This window comes from Streptomyces sp. NPDC019531 (genome assembly GCF_044903305.1).
In the GTDB taxonomy this organism is placed as follows: Bacteria; Actinomycetota; Actinomycetes; order Streptomycetales; family Streptomycetaceae; genus Streptomyces.
On sequence record NZ_JBJDQL010000028.1, the window covers coordinates 1 to 16,783 of the forward strand.

Genomic DNA, 16,783 nt, shown 5'->3' on the forward strand with positions numbered 1-16,783 from the left:
CAGGTCTCTCGAGGTCTCCACGGACAGACCAACGAAGAATCCGCAATCAGGTCACTGAACTGGGAAAACACTTCGGGTAGTTCAGTCAACAGGTAACAGGTCGAATTCGGCCCGGCCATACAGCTGCCTCTTGATCTTCTTGATGCGGTTCACGGCGCCCTCGGTGCCGCCCGAACTCCAGCGGAGCGTGAGCCCGGCGGTGACGGCGTCCAGGTCGCCGGTCAGTCCGCGGGCGAAGCCGGCCAGGCCGGGCAGGTCCGCCACGAGGGCCTCGTCGATCCAGGCGGGCAGGAGGACGCCGGTCTGCTGGGTGAGCATGTCACCGAAGTCGCGGACGAGGCGGTGCGCGGCGGCCAGTTCGGGGCAGCCGTCCAGGAGCACTTCGAGCTGCTGGCGTTCATCCTCGGTGAGCGAACTCGGGCGGCGGGTGAGCCAGCCGGTGACCTGCCGTGTGCTGGGTGGTGCCGGGGGCGGCTGCGGGGTGCAGCAAGGCTGGTGCAGGCGGTGCCGCGCCCAATCGCGCAGCGTGGAGTAGCTGCCCTGCCAGCCGCGGTCGGCGAGTTCGCGGTGCGGGGCCGTGAGGGAGATGCGGCCGCGGGTCTCGGCGATGCGCCGGGGCAGGCAGGCGGGGTGGACGTCCAGGTTGCTGCCGAGCCGGTGGCGTCCCGGGGACACCTGGTGCCAGTGCTCGGCGCGGGCGTACCGCTGCACCGTGTGACGGCCCCGGCCCAGATGGCGGGCGATGGCCCGGATCGTCTTCTTAAACGGCTCCAGCCTGGGCGAATGCCGTCGCGTCGTCCGACGCGGAGCGGGCACGGTCGAACACTGTGCCTCGCGCACCAGTAGAGGATGAGCCCTCCACCGGGGCCCTCCGGGCCTCGCGTCGGTCGCATCCACCTTGAATTCGGCGAACTCGCCGATCAGGAGGCCGTCGCCCGGCGAGTGGGCGCGCCCGGTACGGCGCGCCCACCTCGGCTCACTCGGCGGTGCCCAGTGCCGCGACCGGGCTGACCCGGGCCGCGCGGCGGGCGGGCAGCAGGCCGGCGAGCGCGGTGATGCCCACCAGCCCCGCGAAGACCGCCAGCAGTTGCCCGACGGGCAGCAGCAGCGGCGCGCCGAGGTTCAGTACCCGGACCGTCAGCCAGGCGTAGGGCACGCCGAGGGCCAGTCCGAGGACGCCGCCGAGGACCCCGTACAGGCCGGCCTCGATGCCGATCATGAAGCGCAGCCTGGAGCGGCTGAGTCCCAGCGCCCGCAGTAGTCCCGACTCGCGGGTGCGTTCCAGCACGGTGAGACCGGTCGTGGTGCCGACGCCGACGACGGCGATGAGCACGGTGAGCCCGAGCAGACCGAGCGCCGAAGTGGCCGCCACCTCAAGATCGGCGCTGCTGTTGTCGCGTTCCTCCGCGAGGATGCTCAGCTGGGCGTCGGTGTTCGGGCCGACGGTCTTCTCGATCGCCCTCGCCGCCGCGTTGCGGGCCGTCTGCCCACCCTCGGCGGCGTTCGCCAGGATGCCGGTCGGCCGCGACGAGGCGCCGATTTTCTCCAGGTCGGCGGGGGTGGCGATCAGGTCGGCGTGCAGGGGCGCTTCGGTGGGCAGCGTGGCGGCGACGGTTTCGCGGATGGTGCCCTTCGTGGGCGTGGTGATCGTGAAGCTGTCGCCGGCCGTCACGCCGAGCAGCTGGGCGAGCCGGGCGTTGACGATCACTCGGCCCGGACCGAGATCGCTCAGCTTGCCGGTGTCCGTGTACAGCTGCCGTGAGGTGGGCAAGGCGGCCAGGTCCAGGTCGGTGGCACTCACGTCGGACCCGCCGATGGAGACGTCGGTCATGCGGTAGTCGATCACGTTGGCCAGCTGCGGCAGGGCCTTGGTCCGGCGTACGACGTCTGCGCCGAGGCCATCGCTGTCGCGCAGGTCGAAGTCCGCCGGGGCCGTGAGTGCGAGGCCCCGATCCGCCCAGCCCTGCAGGCTCGCGACGCCGACGAGGGTGCCGGAGACGAGTGTGACGCCGAGCGCGACGACGACCGACACGGCTGCGGCGCGGCGCGGGGTGCCGCCGACGCCGCCGACGGCGAGGGTGCCGGTGGGCCCGAGCCTGCGCAGTGGCAACCTGACGGCGGCCAGCACCAGGCGTACGAGCAGCGGGCCGAGGGCGATCAGCGCGAGGAAGGCCAGCGCACCGGACGCGACAGTCCCCATCAGGCTCGCGGACGCGTCGTAGTTCGCGTTGCCCGGTTCGGGCATGTCGATGAGGATCAGGCCGACCAGGAGGAGGGCGGCTGCGGCGAGGAACAGGCCGGAGCCGAGGCGGATCAGACCGATGCCGCGTTCCCCCGACACGGTGCCGGCGCTGCGCAACGCCTGCAGAGGGGAGACGCCGGCGGCGGACAACGCAGGGGTGAGCACCGCGCCCAGTGTCACCAGCACGGCGCCGAGTACCACCGCCAGGGCCGCGGGAACGGGCACCCCGGGAGCCTGGAGGGTCTGGCCTGCGGCGCCCGCGATCACCGGGGCGGCGTGTCCGGCGCCGAGCGCCAGCAGGACGCCGGCCGTACCGGAGGCCAGGCCCACCAGCGCGCCCTCGACGGCGAGTGCCCGGACGAGTTGGCCTCGTTGGGCCCCGATGGTGCGCAGGAGCGCCAGTTGGCCCAGCCGCTGCGCGAAGACGATGCGGAACGTCGACGTCGAGACGAGGGTGGCGGCGACCACGGCAATCGCCAGGAACATCGCGATGAGCTGGAAGATGTCCGCGTACTGCTTCGCCGCGTTCTTCGCCTCCATGGCCCGCACGGTGTCGCCGGGGGTGAACTCGACAGCCGCGCCGGCAGCCCGCTGGAGCACCGGAGACAGCCGCTCGGACAGAGCTCGGACGGACACCCCGGGTTCCGCGCGGATGTCCAGCTGCGGATATCCCTTTGTGCCGCCCAGCGAATTGATGGTGGCGGCGGGGGCGTAACCAGTGGTCCCCCGGTCGGAGTTCGCCTGTACAACGGCCGTGACGGTCACGGTGACCGTCTTCGTCCCGCCGTCCTCGCCCGCCGGGAAGAGCATGCCGACACGGTCGCCGGGCTCGATCTCGAACTGCTGCGAGGCCTGGCGGTTCACGGCCACCTCCCGGGGACCGTCCGGGTAACTGCCCGCCACTACCTGAACCCGTGACAGCCGCCCGGTGCCCGGGTCGCCCTGAAGGTTCAGATAGTGCCTTGAGACGTCGGCGAGCGATACCCCGATCTCCGTCCGGGCTGCGGCCTCGGCCACGCCGGACACTGCCCGGACGGCCTTGATCTGCGCGTCGGTGATGGCCGGCGCGTCCCCGCCCGCGTCCGCCGTGACGATCAGGCTGGTCGCCGCGGGGGTCCCGCTGAAGCGGTCGAGGGCGGTTCGTTCGGTGATCTGCTGGGCCATCACGGTGCCGAACACGACGAACGCGGCGACGACCACCGCCAGACCCGTCATGACGAGCCGGCCGGGCCGGACCAGCACGCCGGCAAGCTGGGTGCGCAGCACGGCGGCGTTGCCGATGCCCGGTCCGCGGCTCATCGGGTACCCGCCATGCTCCGCAGCGCGTCGGTTACCGACGTCAGGGTCGGGGAGTCCAGGTCGCCGACGATCCGGCCGTCGGCCAGGACGACGACGCGGTCGGCGTAGGCGGCGGCGCCCGCGTCGTGGGTCACCATGACGACCGTCTGCCCGAGGTCGCGTACCGAGTCGTGCAGGAAGCCGAGCACCTCTGCGCCGGAGCGCGAGTCCAGGCTGCCGGTGGGCTCGTCGGCGAAGACCACAGCGGGCCGCGACGCCAACGCCCGGGCCAGCGCTATCCGTTGCTGTTGGCCACCGGACAGCTCACTGGGCCGGTGGGCCAGCCGGTCGCCGATGCCCAGCACGCCGCAGAGGTGGTCGAGCAGCTCTTGGTCGACGGGCCGGCCGGCCAGGTCGAGCGGCAGCGTGATGTTTTGCAACGCGGTCAGTTGCGGAAGCAGGTTGAACGACTGGAAGACGAAGCCGATCTTGTCGCGCCGTACGGCGGTCAGTGCGCGGTCGGACAGGCCGGTGAGATCGGTACCGTCGAGCAGCACTTTCCCGGAGGTCGCGGTGTCGAGGCCGGCCAGGCAGTGCATGAGGGTGGACTTGCCGGAACCCGACGGGCCCATGATGGCGGTGAACTGCGCGCGGCCGAAGCCGACGGTGACCCCGTCCAGGGCTCGTACTCCGGTGTCGCCCTGGCCGAAGACCTTGACGAGGTCCTCCGCTCGGACGACGGCATTGCCGTCGTCCCGGGAAATGCTTTCATTGTCGTGCGCATCGGCACGGGCACTCATTGTCTGTTTCCCCTCAACGACTTTGCGGCTTACAGCTCTACGACGTGGAACGCGTCAGGCCGCGAGGGGCGGGAAAACGAGGGTGCGCTTGACCGCGGTGCAGTGCGAATTCGCCTGCGCCGACACATCGGCCAGGCCCGCCTTGGTCGGCGCCTCGCCCTTTCCCGTCAGGTGGGCGGCGATCGAGCTCTCGTACCGGGCGATCTGGTACCCGAGGTAGCCGTCCTTCATCTGCGCCTTGCGCAGGTCGTGCATCTTTTCCATCCACTTCATGACGGTGGACTTGTCCTGGGCCTGCGCCTCGTCGATGATCCTCTGGGCCAGCGCGCAGTCGGCAGCGGAAGCCTGGCTCGGCGCATTGCGCTGATGCCACCAGTAGGCACCGCCGGTTCCTACCGCCGCAAGAATCACGATCGCCACGATCCCGAATACCAGTGCCTTTACCCTCGGGCTTCCGATCTTGCCGGTCTGCGTTTCAGATGTAGCCATTTGAGGCCTCCAGAGAATTGTCAAGACACGTTCGTTCGTGTCATCAACGATTCTTGCCGGGCAGGCTTTTCGGCACATCGGATCGGGATACGACCTCCGGGGCCGGGCACGTACGACCCGGGTCGTACGCCGGGCGGGATCCGGGTCCTACGCCGGTATGGGACCGGGCCGCAGGCAGGGCAGGGAGGTGCGGGTAGGCGGTGCGGTAAGGGTCAGCCGGACGACGGGGTCAGCCGGACGACGGCCGGACCAGACCGACCTCGTACGCCAGCACGACGGCCTGCACCCGGTCGCGCAACTCCAGCTTGGTCAGAATCCGCCCGAGGTGCGTCTTCACGGTCGTTTCGGCGACGTAAAGGCGGGCGGCGACCTCGGAGTTGGACAGCCCCTGGGCGACCAGTTCCAGTACGTCCCGCTCCCGCTCGGTCAGGACGGCGAGCCGGTCGTCCTCGTGCTGCGGTGCGGAGTTGAGCTGTCCGGCGAACCGGTCGAGGAGCCGGCGGGTCACGCGGGGCGCCACGACGGAGTCGCCCGCCGCCACCACGCGGATCGCGGCGAGGAATTCCTCGGGCGGCACGTTCTTGATGAGGAAGCCACTCGCGCCGGCCTGCAGCGCGGCGAACGCGTCCTCGTCGGTGTCGAACGTGGTGAGCACAAGGATTTTGGGCGGGTCCGGGCGCGTGACGAGTTGCTGGGTGGCCTCCACCCCGTCCATGACCGGCATACGGATGTCCATGACGACGACATCGGCCGGAGTTCTGTCCAGCAGCGAGAGAGCCTCTGCCCCGTCCCCGGCCTCGCCGACGACGTCGATGTCGGACTGCGCGTCCAGCACCATGGCGAATCCGGCGCGCACCAGCGGCTGATCGTCCACGACGACCACCCGGATCGGCCTCTTCGTACCGCTCGAACCGTTCATGCCACTCATGCAGCTGTCCTCACCGGAAGCTCGACCCTGACCTGCCACCCCGGGCCGAGCCGGGGGCCGGCGGTGAACCGTCCGCCATGCACCTCGACCCGCTCCCGCATGCCCACGAGCCCGTTGCCGCCCGACCCGGGTACGACCGGAGTGGAGCCGGCCAGCTTGCCGGCCCCGTCGTCGACCACCTCCAGCACGGCGGTGCCGTCGTCGAACCGCAGCGTGACGGAGACCTGAGCCGAGGGGCCGGCGTGCCGCAGCGCGTTCGTCATGCCCTCCTGGGCGATCCTGAAAAGGGTCAACTCGTCGGCGGCCGAGAGCCCCTGGCGCTCGCCCTCGATACGCAGCTCCACCTGGAGTCCGGCGACGCGGGCCCGCTCCACCAGCGGTTCGAGATGGGCCAGGCCGACCCGGCGACGATCACTGTCGTCCTCGGCGTCGGACCCCTTGGTGCCCCGCAGCACCTCGACGATGCGGCGCATGTCCTCCAGCGCGTCCCGGCCGATGCCCGCGATCGTCTGCATCGCCGTGCGGGCCCTGTCCTGATCCGCCACGATCGCGTAACTGGCCCCGTCGGCCTGCACGATCATCACGGCCAGGCTGTGCGCCACCACGTCGTGCAACTCACGCGCGATCTCCGCGCGTTCCTCGGCGGCGGCGATCTGGGCGAGGTGGGCACGCTCCCGCTCCGCGGTGGCCGCGCGTTCCTCAAGGACACCGACGTACAGCCGGCGGGTCCGCAACACGTACGAGGTCATCCACACCGCCACGCATGCGCCCGCGGCCGCCAGGGCCTCGTTGAGACCGTCCCGGCCGGCCTCAGAGGTGACATCGGCCGTGCCACCGAACACCAGCATGATGCCCAGAACGGAGATGCCACCGGCGGCGTACGCCTTCCATATCTGCTCGGTATGGCTCACCACGGTCACCATCGCGATCAGGACGGCCATGTCGTACATGGCCCCTTCGCTTGCCAATGGCTCGGGTAGAACCGACAGCCGATACTGCACCAGCGCGAGGGCGGAAACGACCGCCATCACCGTCATGGGCCAGCGCCGGCGAAACGCCACGGCCGCCGCCATCGAGAAGCCTATGGGCATGTCGTAGGCCCCGTAGGACAGCGTCGAATAGGCCACCACCAGCGCGAGGACCAGATCGTAGACCGTGTGCACCCACGGCACTGACCACATCTGGCGCCTCATGGCGGTCAGCGTACACGTCCCGGTCATACGAACTGATGGAGCTCGCGCCGGGTGCGAGCGTGGTGGAAGTGGGCTGTGGGTACGGGGCTTCCGGGCCGTGCAGGGTTCTCATTCATGCTCGGGTCGGGCGTTGGATCGCATCAGCAGATGGTTGTGGCGTCCGCGCATACCCGGAGAGATCCGGGCCGCATCCGTACGCCGGCAGCCGCGGCGACCGCGGCGAAGCGGCTGCGGGAGTACGACGCCAGCACCGCTTTCATGGTCGTCCACATGGAGAACTGGAACGGCCGAATCCCGGAGGAGCGACGGTCGCACACGGCCCCATGCCCACACAACCGGCAGATGAGACGACGAACCAGCCCCGGGGACGGTCGGCGCGACGCCCCCCCTGTCCGTCCCCTGGATCTTGGTAGCGAGCGACACGAGACGCGCCGTACGAACCCCCGCGCAGCGGATTCCGTTTCCAATGCACGGAGGCTCCGCCCCACTTCGCCGGGCAAAAGCATCTATGGCTATTGGGGGTAAGGAGGTAGGGGGCCACGGCGTCGAACTGTCTACGCTGGGTCATGAACGTGCTGATCGGGCGGTCGCCGACGTCCGTCGGCCGACGGCCCGGCCAGGGCGTCGACGAGGCTGAGGAGCCCTCGCAGTGCTGGCGTGGCGCTTGCCGCCTGGTGGGCCAGGGCGAGGTCCACGGTGGGCATGGGTGCGGTCACGCGCTTGAGCCGCACCCCTGGTATACGCAGCGCACGGGCACGCCCCTCGGGCACCGGGGCGATGCCGACGCCCGCGGCGACGCTGAGGAGGAGTTGCTCGTCGTCGGGTTCTTCCCGCACGATGCGTGGCCCGCCGTCGGGCCACAGCTGCCGGGAGATCAGGTCGTGCATTCCGGGGGCGTTCTCGCGCGGCCAGAGAATCACGAGTTCGGCGGCGATGCGCCCGCGGGTGACCCTGCGTTCGCGGGCAAGAGGATGATCCGCGGGGACGGCCACGAGGAGTTCCTCGCGGGCGATGTGCCGGCACTCCAGGCCCACGTCGTCCAGCGGAGGCCGTACGAAGGCGGCATCCAGCCTCCCGGCCAGCAGCTCGGTGATGTTGTGCGCCGTCCATCCCGTCCGTACGACGAGATCCACGTCTGGATGGAGGGTACGGAACGCGGTGAGGAGGGCGTCGACGGGGCCGCCGCGGGCGGAGCGGGTGAGGGCCAGGCGCAGTTGCCCCTGCCGTCCGCCGACGGCCGCGCGGATCCGTTCCCGCGCCGCGTCCGCGCGGGCCAGCAGTTCGCCGGCTTCGCGGGCGACGACCTCACCGACGGCGGTCAACCGGCAGCCCCGGCTGTTGCGTTCGAGCAGCGGAGTGCCGATGTCCCGTTCCAGCGCCCTGATCTGCTGGCTCAGGGCAGGCTGGGCGATGTGCAACCGGTGCGCGGCCCGCGTGAAGTTCAACTCCTCGGCCAGCACGAGGAAATACCGCAGCCGCCGCAAGTCCATCCTCAACTATAAGCACTTCTTATGGCATTGCACATGACTGGTCTTGGACAGGTCGTCAACTCCCCGCCGACAGTGGGAAGCACACGGTTCGGCGATCAAGGGGGGAAGCATGGGCGACAGGTTCGACGCGGTCGTCGTCGGCGCCGGAGTCATCGGGCTCACCACCGCACTGCGCCTGCAGCAGGCCGGCGCCCGCGTCGCCGTGGTCGCGGCCGAGTCGTCGATCGTGACGACGTCCTCCGTCGCGGCGGCGGTCTGGTATCCGACCCGCACCCGGTTCGAGGCGCGCGTACTGGACTGGGCCACCCACACCTACGACGAGTTCGCCCGCCAGGCGGCGAAGGGGGTGCCCGGCGTGGTCATGCGCCCCACCCGGATGCTGCTGCGCGGCAAGGCCCACGACGTCCCCTGGTGGGCCGCGGCCGTCCCCGACCTCCGCGCCCTGCGAAGGGACGAGGTACGGGCCCCCTACACCGGGGGCTGGGCGTTCACCGTTCCGTCCGTGGAGATGTCCCGCTACCTGCCTTGGCTCCAGCAGAGCTTGGCCGCGGCGGGCGGCACGCTGATCCATCGCCGTATCGACGCCCTGGAACAGGCGGGCGTATGGGCTCCCACGGTGGTGAACGCCTCCGGCCTGGGCGCCCGCGCCCTGTGCGGCGACACCGAAGTGCGGCCGGTGCGGGGGCAGTTGGTTCTCGTGGCCAACCCCGGTCTGCACACGTCCGTGCGCGACGCGGACAACGCCGACGGCTACACCTACGTCCACCCCCGCAGCACGGACATCGTCCTCGGCGGCACCTTCGAGATCGGCGAGTGGGACACCACGCCGTCCCCGGCCACCGCGGCCGCGATCCTGCGCCGCTGCACCGAACTGCTGCCGGAACTGGCCGGCCTACCGGTCCTCGGTCACCGGGTGGGCCTGCGGCCGTATCGAGAAGGCGGCGTCCGCCTGGAGGCCGACCCGCACCCTCACGGCCGGGTGCGGCGGCTGGTGCACAACTACGGCCACGGAGGCGCCGGAGTCACCCTCGCCTGGGGCTGCGCGGACCACGCAACCGCCCTTGTCGGCGGGGCCGTTCGGCCGGGATGAGCCCCTGCCGCTCGCAACTCCCCTTCGTGCGGCTCCACACGTACCCCTGTACCGCTCCCGTTCGTACTGCTCCCGTTCTCGAGGATTGGGTGTGCGCTGATGGATTCCGTCGAACCCGCGGAGATCAACACTTCCACCACGGCGGCGGGTGGGACGCAACCGCAACCCGGCCGGCCGCCGGTGAAGCCCCCCGCCGAGGTGCGACGCCGCACGCTGCTGCTCGCCGCCCTCGGAGCGACCGCCGTAGCCGTCCCGCTCGCAGTGATCGAGTCCAGAGCTGACGACGCCGCCAACCCCCGCAAGGCCACGCTCACCGTCCCCGACGGCCACGCCGACAGCGTGGCGTTCAGTCCGGACGGCAAGACGCTGGCCGCAGGACTGTCCGGAGCCCGGGGCACCGGCAGCACGCTGCGGTTGTGGGACGTGGCGGAGGGCACCGCCACCACCCCCTGGGCCGACCACGTCGAAGACCTGACAAAGGTGGCCTTCAGCCCGGACGGCAAGACGCTGGCCATGACCGGCGCCCTCGCCGTGTACCTGTGGAACATGGCGGATCGCACCAGCATCGCCCTCCCCCATCCCCAGCCCACCCTGGACCTGGCGTGCGCCCCGGACGGCAGGACCCTGGCCACCGGCGGCCGCGACGGCGTGGCCCGGCTGTGGGACCTGCCCACCCGCGCCCTCACCCATGCTCTGACGGCCCCGGGCACGGCCGCTGTCAACGCGGTGGCGTTCAGCCCGGACGGCCTGACCCTGGTCACCGGCAGCGCGGACCTCACCGAAAGCCCGGTGCGGCTGTGGGACTTGCTCACTCGGACCGTCGACGCCACCCTCGAAGCCCCGCGCAGGCACGGCTTCACATCGGTCGCGTTCGGGCGGGTCGGCTACATCATGGCCACGGGCAGCGCCGACAACATCGTGCGGGTGTGGGACTACGGGACAGGCACCGTCACCGCCGCGCTCACCGGCCACACCGGCGCGGTGACGACAGTGGCGTTCAGCCCGGACGGAGACACCCTGGCCACCGGCAGCGAGGACAGGACCGTGCGGCTGTGGGACTCGAGCACACTCGACCTCGTCCCCATCGACACCCTCACCGGCCACACCGACAAGGTGACAACGGTGGCCTTCAGCCCGGACAGCAAGACCCTGGCCTCAGGGAGCCTCGACGGCACGGTGCGGCTGTGGCGGACCCGATGACCCCGACTTCGGTCACGCACAGCCGGTTCAACGCGGCGCGGGTGCCGTCCGGGCAGACTCTGCGATCGCTCGCGGCCTGACGCCGCGCTGCTCAGAAGTTGACTTCAACTCCCTCTGAAACAAACCCAGTTGACCATTGGCGGACGCAGTCATGGCTGTGAGAGATGCGAAGCCCGCGCCCGGAACCGTGTTGCGTGGCAGAGGCGGAAGCGCGCACCTGCTGAGCGAGGCCGTTGTGCTGGACCGGGCAGGGATCCGGCTGGTCATTCCCCTCGACGCGATCGAGACCGACCACTCCGGAACCGAACTCGCGGGCAGCGGATTCGGGCCGTTGAGCGGGAGTTGACACTCTCACACCTCAAGGAGAACGTTTCCGCAGGTCAGAGCATGTTTACGGTGGGGCGGGTGGGACTCGAACCCACGGCCGGCGGATTATGAGTCCTTTGAGGATCTTGGCGGCCCTTGTCGATCCTTGTGTCCAACCTGCGTCCAGAACGCGTCCCCCGATGGGCACGCACACCCGGTTCAAGGACCCTCTCCCCAGTCGAGGAGAGAGGTCTCAAGACCATGCGCAGCGGATTTCCTTTCCAACGCGCAGAGGCTCTGCTCCGCGCGCCGGGGCTGAGTCTCCACGGCAATGGTCACAGGTCAAAGGTTTACGCGCAGCGTGCCAAGTTCCACTGTTGCCAACCGCTAGGCCACCCGCTTCAGCCCTTGAGGGCCGGACAAAAAGTCAGTGCTGATCCGCCGTCAGAGGGTCCACACATCGAGGCGTCGCCGACACCCGTTCCAGGGTGTCGCGCTGGTCGGCGTACACGGACGGCACCATGGCCGGTCTGCGCTGGTGCCTCGCGCAGGCCTCCGAGGCTTCGACCCACCCCAAAAAATGTGCCCCCCGTCACCACCCTGCGAGGGCGCAGCTACCGCCTGGAACTCTGGCGGGCCCGCCACGCGTTCCCGCATGCCCACCAGGCGTGTCCCTGTCGTGGACACCCGCGGCAAACCCTCAGTGCACGATCCGGTAGCGGTGTTCGGGCCGGCCGGTGGTGCCGTAGCGAAGTTCGGCCTGTTCAGCGGCGTCCGAACACTGATACCAGGGATCTCCCGGCGGTGACTTCACGGCCGGGAACGCGGCCCGACCGGCCGATCACTGTTCCCCGGTTCAGTCCACGCTGGGCCGGGCGAGGCCGTGGTCGTAAGCGAAGATCACGGCCTGGATGCGGTCGCGGGCTCCGATCTTGGCCAGGACGCGGCCGACGTGGGTCTTGACGGTGGACTCGGACAGGACGAACCGGATGGCGATCTCGCCGTTGGTCCAGCCCTTGCCGACGGCGACGAGGATCTCGCGTTCGCGGTCGGTGAGGGAACTCAGCCGCGGATCCTCGGCGGAGTCGCTTCTGTGGGCGGGGACGTACTGGGCGTACTCGTCCAGGAGGCGGCGGGTGAGCGCGGGTGCGATGACCGCGTCGCCGTCGGCGACGGCGCGGATGCCGGCGAGGAGTTCCTCGGGGCGCGCGTCCTTGAGGAGAAAGCCGCTGGCGCCGGCGCGGAGAGCGGCGTGGACGTATTCGTCCAGGTCGAAGGTGGTGAGTACCAGGACGCGCGAGCGTCCGCCGGCGGCGGCGATACGGCGGGTGGCCTCGATGCCGTCCATGCCGGGCATGCGGACATCCATCAGGACGACGTCCGGGCGCAGTTCGGCTGTCTTGCGGACGGCATCGGCACCGTGGGCGGCCTCACCGACGACGTCGGTCTCGGGGACGGAGTCCAGGAGCAGGTGGAAGCCGTAGCGTTGCAGCGGTTGGTCGTCCACGATGAGGACGGTGGTCACCGGGCACCACCTTGGGGTGTGAGGTCGAGGACGGCTTCGACGCTCCATCCTCCGCCGCCCGTCGGCCCCGCGCTGACGGTTCCGCCGTACAGAGCCGCTCTCTCCCGCATGCCCACCAGGCCGTGTCCTTCCTCGTTCGGTGGTCCGGACGGTGTGGCCGGGCCGGTGTCCTGGACCCGGATGGTCAGCCGACTGTCCTCGACGAGGATCGCCAGGTGCACCCGGGTGCCGTTGTCTGCGTGCTTCAGTGTGTTGGTGAGTGCTTCCTGGACGATGCGGTACACCGTCAGCTGTACCCCGCCGTCCAGGGCGTCCGCGTCGCCGGAGGTCCGGTAGATGACCTCCAGTCCGGCGGCGCGCACCTTGGCGCACAGCGCGCCGATGTCCACGATGCCGGGCTGCGGGCTGAGCTCGGCCCCGCCCGGGGGACCCTCCACGGTCTCGCGCAGCACGCCGAGCACGCGCCGTAGCTCGCCGAGGGCCTGACGGCCGGTGTCGCCGATGAGCTGAAGAGCTTCCTTGCCCCGTGCGGGGGCGATGTCGGTGGCATACGCGCCGGCGTCGGCGAGCGTGATGATGACGGACAGGTTGTGGCCGACGATGTCGTGCATCTCGCGGGCGACCCGGGTGCGTTCGGTGGCCGTGGCCAGCCTGTTGCGCTGGTCGCGCTCGATCTCCAGCCGGGCGGCCCGTTCCCTCAGCCCGGCGAGCTGGGCCCGGCGGATCCTTACCATCAGGCCGAGCGCGACGGCCGCGGTCGCCGTGCTCAGCAGGAAGAACAGCGCGTCCCAGACGGACACCGCCGACGACACGCGTACAGCGACCAGCCCCATGGAGCCCGCCATGGCGGCACAGGCCCACGGCAGCTGCCGCAGCCTCCCGTGCAGGGCCAGGCTGTACAGCGCGACGAAGAGGGCTACATCCGCGCGCAGTGCGGCGCCCAGGGACCATTGGAGGACGAAGACCGCCGTGATGGCGGCGAAGGCCGCCCCGGGTCTGCGCCGCCGCCACAGCAGGGGCAGCACCAGGCCGGCCTGTACCGCCAGCATGCCCGCGACGGGCAGCTGGGTGAAGGCAAGCCGCAACCTGCGCGGACCGTCACCGTCACCGTCGCCCGCACCGTCGTGGAACAGGTCGGGCACGCAGAACATCAGGAAGACCAGGACCACGACCGCGGTGTCCAGCACCCACGGATGTGTCCGGTCGGCCTGCCGCAGCCGCTGGCCGCCTCGGGTCAGACGGGCGACCAGCGGTCCCATCCCGCTGATGTCATCGGTGGTCACGGCTGTCACGCTGCCATGGTGCGGCCGGTCAGACGTCGCTGCGCGCGAGCCGGTAGGCCGCACCCGCCAGCGCCAGTGCCGTCCAGCCGAGGAAGACCAGCAGCCCGGCACCCGGTGACAGGGTCGTGGAGTCGTGGGTCAGGGCGAACATCGCCTCCCCCGCGTTGGAGGGCAGGTAGGGGCTGATGTCGTGCTGCCAGGAGCTCGGCAGCAGGGAGATCAGCCCCGGGATCAGCATCAGGGTGGCCACCAGCACCGAGATCCCGCCGGCCACCGACCGCAGCAGTGCGCCCAGGGCGGTGCCGATCACCCCGACCAGGCCGAGGTAGAGCCCGGCGCCCAGCAGGCTTCGTACGACTCCGGCGTGCGTCAGGCTCATCGCGGCGGGTGTTCCGGAGACGATGCCGCTGCCGAAGCCGAAAGCGACGAACGCGCCGAGCGTGCCGACCACCAGCGCGACCAGCCCGAACACCGCCGCCTTGGACCACAGCACGGGCAGCCGGCGGGGGACCGCCGCGAGCGTCGAGCGGATCATGCCGGTCGAGTACTCACCCGCCGTGACCAGCACGCCGAGCACACCCAGGGCCAGCTGGGCGAAGTTCGTACCGAACAGGGACAGGCTGACAGCCGTCGCATCGGCGAAGTCCCGGTCTGTGTGGCCGGAGTTGATCCCCGACTTGTAGTGGCTCGCGGAGATCAGGCCAAAGGCCACCAGGAACAGCAGACCGAGGCCCAGGGTGATCCACGTCGAGCGCAGGGACCACAGCTTGGCCCACTCCGAGGACAGCACGCGCCGTCCGGTCACCCGGTAGACAGGGCGAGCGGGGGCGGTCCGGGGTTCCTCGGCAGTTGCGGTGAGGGTGCTCATGCGGACGACCTCTCAATGGTCTCGATCCCGGTCGTGGAGCCGTGGTACTCCACGGCGTCCCTGGTCAGGTCCATGAACGCCTCCTCCAGCGACACCGTCCGTGCGCTCAACTCGAACAGCGGGATCCCGTGCTCGGCCGCTTTCAGCCCGATCTGGCGGGCGGTCACTCCGGTCACCTGCAGTTCCTCGGAACCGACGCGCCCGGTGATGTCGACGCCCGGCCCCGCCAGTACGTCCCGAAGCCGCGCCGGGTCCTGCGTCGCGACGTTCACCGAGTCCCCTCCCGCCTCGCGGATCAGGTCGGCCACGGTCGTGTCGGCCAGCAGCCGCCCGCGCCCCACGATGATCAGGTGGTCCGCGACCAGGGCCATCTCGCTCATCAGGTGGGAGGACACGAACACCGTCCGTCCCTCGTCAGCGAGCGTCTTCAGCAGGTTGCGGATCCAGAGCACACCCTCGGGATCCAGGCCGTTGACCGGCTCGTCCAGCATCACCGTCTGCGGATCGCCCAGCAGCGCCGCCGCGATGCCCAGCCGCTGGCCCATGCCGAGAGAGAAGGCGCCGGCTCGCTTCTTCGCCACGCTGCCGAGTCCGGCGAGGTCGATGACCTCGTCGACCCGGCGGCGCGGAATGCCGTGGGTCAGTGCGAGGGCCCTGAGGTGGTTGTACGCCGAGCGGCCCGGGTGGATCGACTTCGCCTCCAGAAGGGCGCCGACCTCCTGGAGCGGTGCCTGGTGGCGGGCGTAGTGGTGGCCGTTCACGGTGACGGAGCCGCTCGTCGGGGCGTCGAGGCCGACGATCATGCGCATGGTCGTGGACTTGCCCGCGCCGTTGGGCCCCAGGAAGCCGGTCACCGTGCCGGGCTTCACCAGGAAGTCCAGCCCGTCGACGGCCGTCTTCTCCCCGTATTTCTTGGTCAACTGCCGTGCGTCGATCATTCGCGTTCTTTCTGTCGGCTGCGGCGTCCGTCGCTTCCGACGCCTCACCGGCAACGCTAAGCGCCGAATTACCCCGATCCGGTGGTACCGGGAGGCTGAACCGCGCCGCGGGCGTAGTACCGCGGTACTACGCGTCTACCTGCGGTGCCTTCCGTGTTCGCCGGCGCCCCGGCGGTCGCAGCAGGCGTCCGGCCGCTGCGGGGAGCGGGCCGCCCGCTCCGCGCCCGGCGCCTCGGCGTCCGCCGCGCACTGGGCCCGTTCCGCGCTGTAGACCAGGCTCTCGCTGTCCGACGCGGCGTTGGCCAAACTCGCACAGCACAGGGCGAGCAGGAGGGCGCCCGCCGCGAAGGGCAGGGTGCGGCGCGGGGGAGGCGGGGCCAGCAGGGCCCGCACCCGCTGGGGCACCGCCCCGCCGGTCGCGGCCAGGGCGGCGGGACCTGGCATGCCGGCCGAGGCGAGAGCCGCCCGCCCGACGGCGCGGGCCACGACCGTACGGCTGCCGATCCGGGCCGCGGCCTCCTCGTCGGCCCATCGCTCCAGTAGGAACCCGCCGGCCTCGGCCAGCGGTCGCAGCAGCGGGTTGACGGCTGCCGTGAGTCGCCACACGGTCTGGAAGAGGTGGTGGCGGCCTCGGAGATGGGCCCGTTCGTGCGCCAGGAGGGCCTCGCGCTCCGCGTCACCGAGGCAGCGCAGCATCCCCCGGGACACCACGATCCGTCCCGGGGCACCGGGCAGCGCGAACGCCTGCGGGGCCTCGTCGTCGAGCACCACCAGTTCGGTGTCTCCGGGCATCCGGCCGCATTCCCGCCGGGCCCACAGGACGTGGCCGCCCTGCCGTACGGCCGCCACCCCCAGCGATACGAGCCCCGCCACCAGGGTCAGGGCGCTGACGGCCGCGACGGCCAGGGAGACCGGGTCCTGCGTACGCAGCGCGGCCACCGACCAGTGGCCCTCCTCCGCGACCTCGGGGATCTGCGCGAACCCGGTGAACGCCAGCAGTGCCAGTGAACCGAGCCAGCCGGCCGCCGTCATGAGCGCCGCGCACGCCAGGGACCAGGCCGCGGGCCGCGGCGCCGGCCGCCGGGCCGCCCGGGGCGCGAGCACCGCGACGACCACGGTCACCAGGAGGGGGATGTAGACACTGATCCGCACC

The 16,783-nt window shown here is 70.8% G+C and carries 15 protein-coding genes; 3 read left to right on the top strand and 12 right to left on the bottom strand.

The annotated features are described in order from the left end of the window. Window positions 1–81: 81 nt before the first annotated feature. The 7 genes from ACI2L1_RS28115 to ACI2L1_RS28145 form a co-directional block, all read right to left on the bottom strand. Window positions 82–816, bottom strand: coding sequence for a transposase (locus ACI2L1_RS28115; protein WP_404742167.1), 735 nt, complete (start codon window positions 814–816; stop codon window positions 82–84). A gap of 160 nt (window positions 817–976) precedes the next feature. Further along, entirely contained in the window at window positions 977–3,541 is a 2,565-nt protein-coding gene (locus ACI2L1_RS28120) for an FtsX-like permease family protein (protein WP_404742168.1), read from the bottom strand. Then, complete coding sequence (locus tag ACI2L1_RS28125) at window positions 3,538–4,320, bottom strand: ABC transporter ATP-binding protein (protein WP_404742169.1); 783 nt, start codon at window positions 4,318–4,320, stop codon at window positions 3,538–3,540. The genes ACI2L1_RS28120 and ACI2L1_RS28125 overlap by 4 nt, the downstream gene beginning before the upstream one ends. Window positions 4,321–4,374: 54 nt before the next feature. Beyond that, window positions 4,375–4,809, bottom strand: a complete 435-nt coding sequence (locus tag ACI2L1_RS28130; RefSeq protein WP_404742170.1) for a hypothetical protein — start codon at window positions 4,807–4,809, stop codon at window positions 4,375–4,377. A 229-nt stretch (window positions 4,810–5,038) separates the two neighbouring features. Further along, window positions 5,039–5,737 carry a response regulator gene (locus ACI2L1_RS28135; protein WP_404742171.1) on the bottom strand — a complete coding sequence of 233 codons (699 nt, stop codon included), beginning with the start codon at window positions 5,735–5,737 and terminating at the stop codon, window positions 5,039–5,041. Next, a complete protein-coding gene (locus ACI2L1_RS28140) occupies window positions 5,734–6,930 on the bottom strand; it encodes a sensor histidine kinase (RefSeq protein WP_404742172.1) in 1,197 nt (398 codons plus the stop codon). The genes ACI2L1_RS28135 and ACI2L1_RS28140 overlap by 4 nt, the downstream gene beginning before the upstream one ends. A 554-nt stretch (window positions 6,931–7,484) precedes the next feature. After that, a complete protein-coding gene (locus tag ACI2L1_RS28145; protein ID WP_404742259.1) occupies window positions 7,485–8,420 on the bottom strand; it encodes a LysR family transcriptional regulator in 936 nt (311 codons plus the stop codon). 109 nt (window positions 8,421–8,529) lie between these two features. On the opposite strand from ACI2L1_RS28145, the gene ACI2L1_RS28150 reads away from it, so the two are divergent. The 3 genes from ACI2L1_RS28150 to ACI2L1_RS28160 all read left to right on the top strand — a co-directional run bounded on the left by ACI2L1_RS28150 (window position 8,530) and on the right by ACI2L1_RS28160 (window position 11,056). Continuing rightward, window positions 8,530–9,510 carry an FAD-dependent oxidoreductase gene (locus ACI2L1_RS28150; RefSeq protein WP_404742173.1) on the top strand — a complete coding sequence of 327 codons (981 nt, stop codon included), beginning with the start codon at window positions 8,530–8,532 and terminating at the stop codon, window positions 9,508–9,510. Between the two features lie 99 nt (window positions 9,511–9,609). Next, complete coding sequence (locus tag ACI2L1_RS28155) at window positions 9,610–10,710, top strand: WD40 repeat domain-containing protein (RefSeq protein ID WP_404742174.1); 1,101 nt, start codon at window positions 9,610–9,612, stop codon at window positions 10,708–10,710. Window positions 10,711–10,861: 151 nt separating this feature from the next. Next, complete coding sequence (locus ACI2L1_RS28160; protein WP_404742175.1) at window positions 10,862–11,056, top strand: hypothetical protein; 195 nt, start codon at window positions 10,862–10,864, stop codon at window positions 11,054–11,056. An 816-nt stretch (window positions 11,057–11,872) separates the two neighbouring features. Here the strand turns inward: ACI2L1_RS28160 and ACI2L1_RS28165 are convergent. The 5 genes from ACI2L1_RS28165 to ACI2L1_RS28185 form a co-directional block, all read right to left on the bottom strand. Further along, window positions 11,873–12,541, bottom strand: coding sequence for a response regulator (locus ACI2L1_RS28165; protein WP_404742176.1), 669 nt, complete (start codon window positions 12,539–12,541; stop codon window positions 11,873–11,875). Further along, on the bottom strand, window positions 12,538–13,824 hold the full coding sequence (locus ACI2L1_RS28170; protein ID WP_404742177.1) for a sensor histidine kinase: 1,287 nt from the start codon (window positions 13,822–13,824) through the stop codon (window positions 12,538–12,540). Before ACI2L1_RS28170 ends, ACI2L1_RS28165 begins: the two co-directional genes overlap by 4 nt. A 28-nt stretch (window positions 13,825–13,852) precedes the next feature. Next, entirely contained in the window at window positions 13,853–14,692 is an 840-nt protein-coding gene (locus tag ACI2L1_RS28175) for an ABC transporter permease (protein ID WP_404742178.1), read from the bottom strand. Then, window positions 14,689–15,630 (bottom strand): ATP-binding cassette domain-containing protein, encoded by a 942-nt coding sequence (locus tag ACI2L1_RS28180; RefSeq protein WP_404742179.1) that lies wholly within the window; start codon window positions 15,628–15,630, stop codon window positions 14,689–14,691. Before ACI2L1_RS28180 ends, ACI2L1_RS28175 begins: the two co-directional genes overlap by 4 nt. A 135-nt stretch (window positions 15,631–15,765) precedes the next feature. Then, window positions 15,766–16,782: a M48 family metalloprotease gene (locus ACI2L1_RS28185; protein ID WP_404742180.1), complete on the bottom strand. Its 1,017-nt coding sequence runs from the start codon at window positions 16,780–16,782 to the stop codon at window positions 15,766–15,768. Window position 16,783 lies beyond the last annotated feature (1 nt).

Coding starts and splice junctions, on each gene's coding strand:
- ACI2L1_RS28160 (WP_404742175.1), top strand. CDS start 10,862: ATGGCTGTGAGAGATGCGAAGCCCGCGCCCGGAACCGTGTTGCGTGGC.
- ACI2L1_RS28135 (WP_404742171.1), bottom strand. CDS start 5,737: ATGAGTGGCATGAACGGTTCGAGCGGTACGAAGAGGCCGATCCGGGTG.
- ACI2L1_RS28140 (WP_404742172.1), bottom strand. CDS start 6,930: ATGAGGCGCCAGATGTGGTCAGTGCCGTGGGTGCACACGGTCTACGAT.
- ACI2L1_RS28175 (WP_404742178.1), bottom strand. CDS start 14,692: ATGAGCACCCTCACCGCAACTGCCGAGGAACCCCGGACCGCCCCCGCT.
- ACI2L1_RS28155 (WP_404742174.1), top strand. CDS start 9,610: ATGGATTCCGTCGAACCCGCGGAGATCAACACTTCCACCACGGCGGCG.
- ACI2L1_RS28150 (WP_404742173.1), top strand. CDS start 8,530: ATGGGCGACAGGTTCGACGCGGTCGTCGTCGGCGCCGGAGTCATCGGG.
- ACI2L1_RS28145 (WP_404742259.1), bottom strand. CDS start 8,420: ATGGACTTGCGGCGGCTGCGGTATTTCCTCGTGCTGGCCGAGGAGTTG.
- ACI2L1_RS28130 (WP_404742170.1), bottom strand. CDS start 4,809: ATGGCTACATCTGAAACGCAGACCGGCAAGATCGGAAGCCCGAGGGTA.
- ACI2L1_RS28125 (WP_404742169.1), bottom strand. CDS start 4,320: ATGAGTGCCCGTGCCGATGCGCACGACAATGAAAGCATTTCCCGGGAC.
- ACI2L1_RS28180 (WP_404742179.1), bottom strand. CDS start 15,630: ATGATCGACGCACGGCAGTTGACCAAGAAATACGGGGAGAAGACGGCC.
- ACI2L1_RS28120 (WP_404742168.1), bottom strand. CDS start 3,541: ATGAGCCGCGGACCGGGCATCGGCAACGCCGCCGTGCTGCGCACCCAG.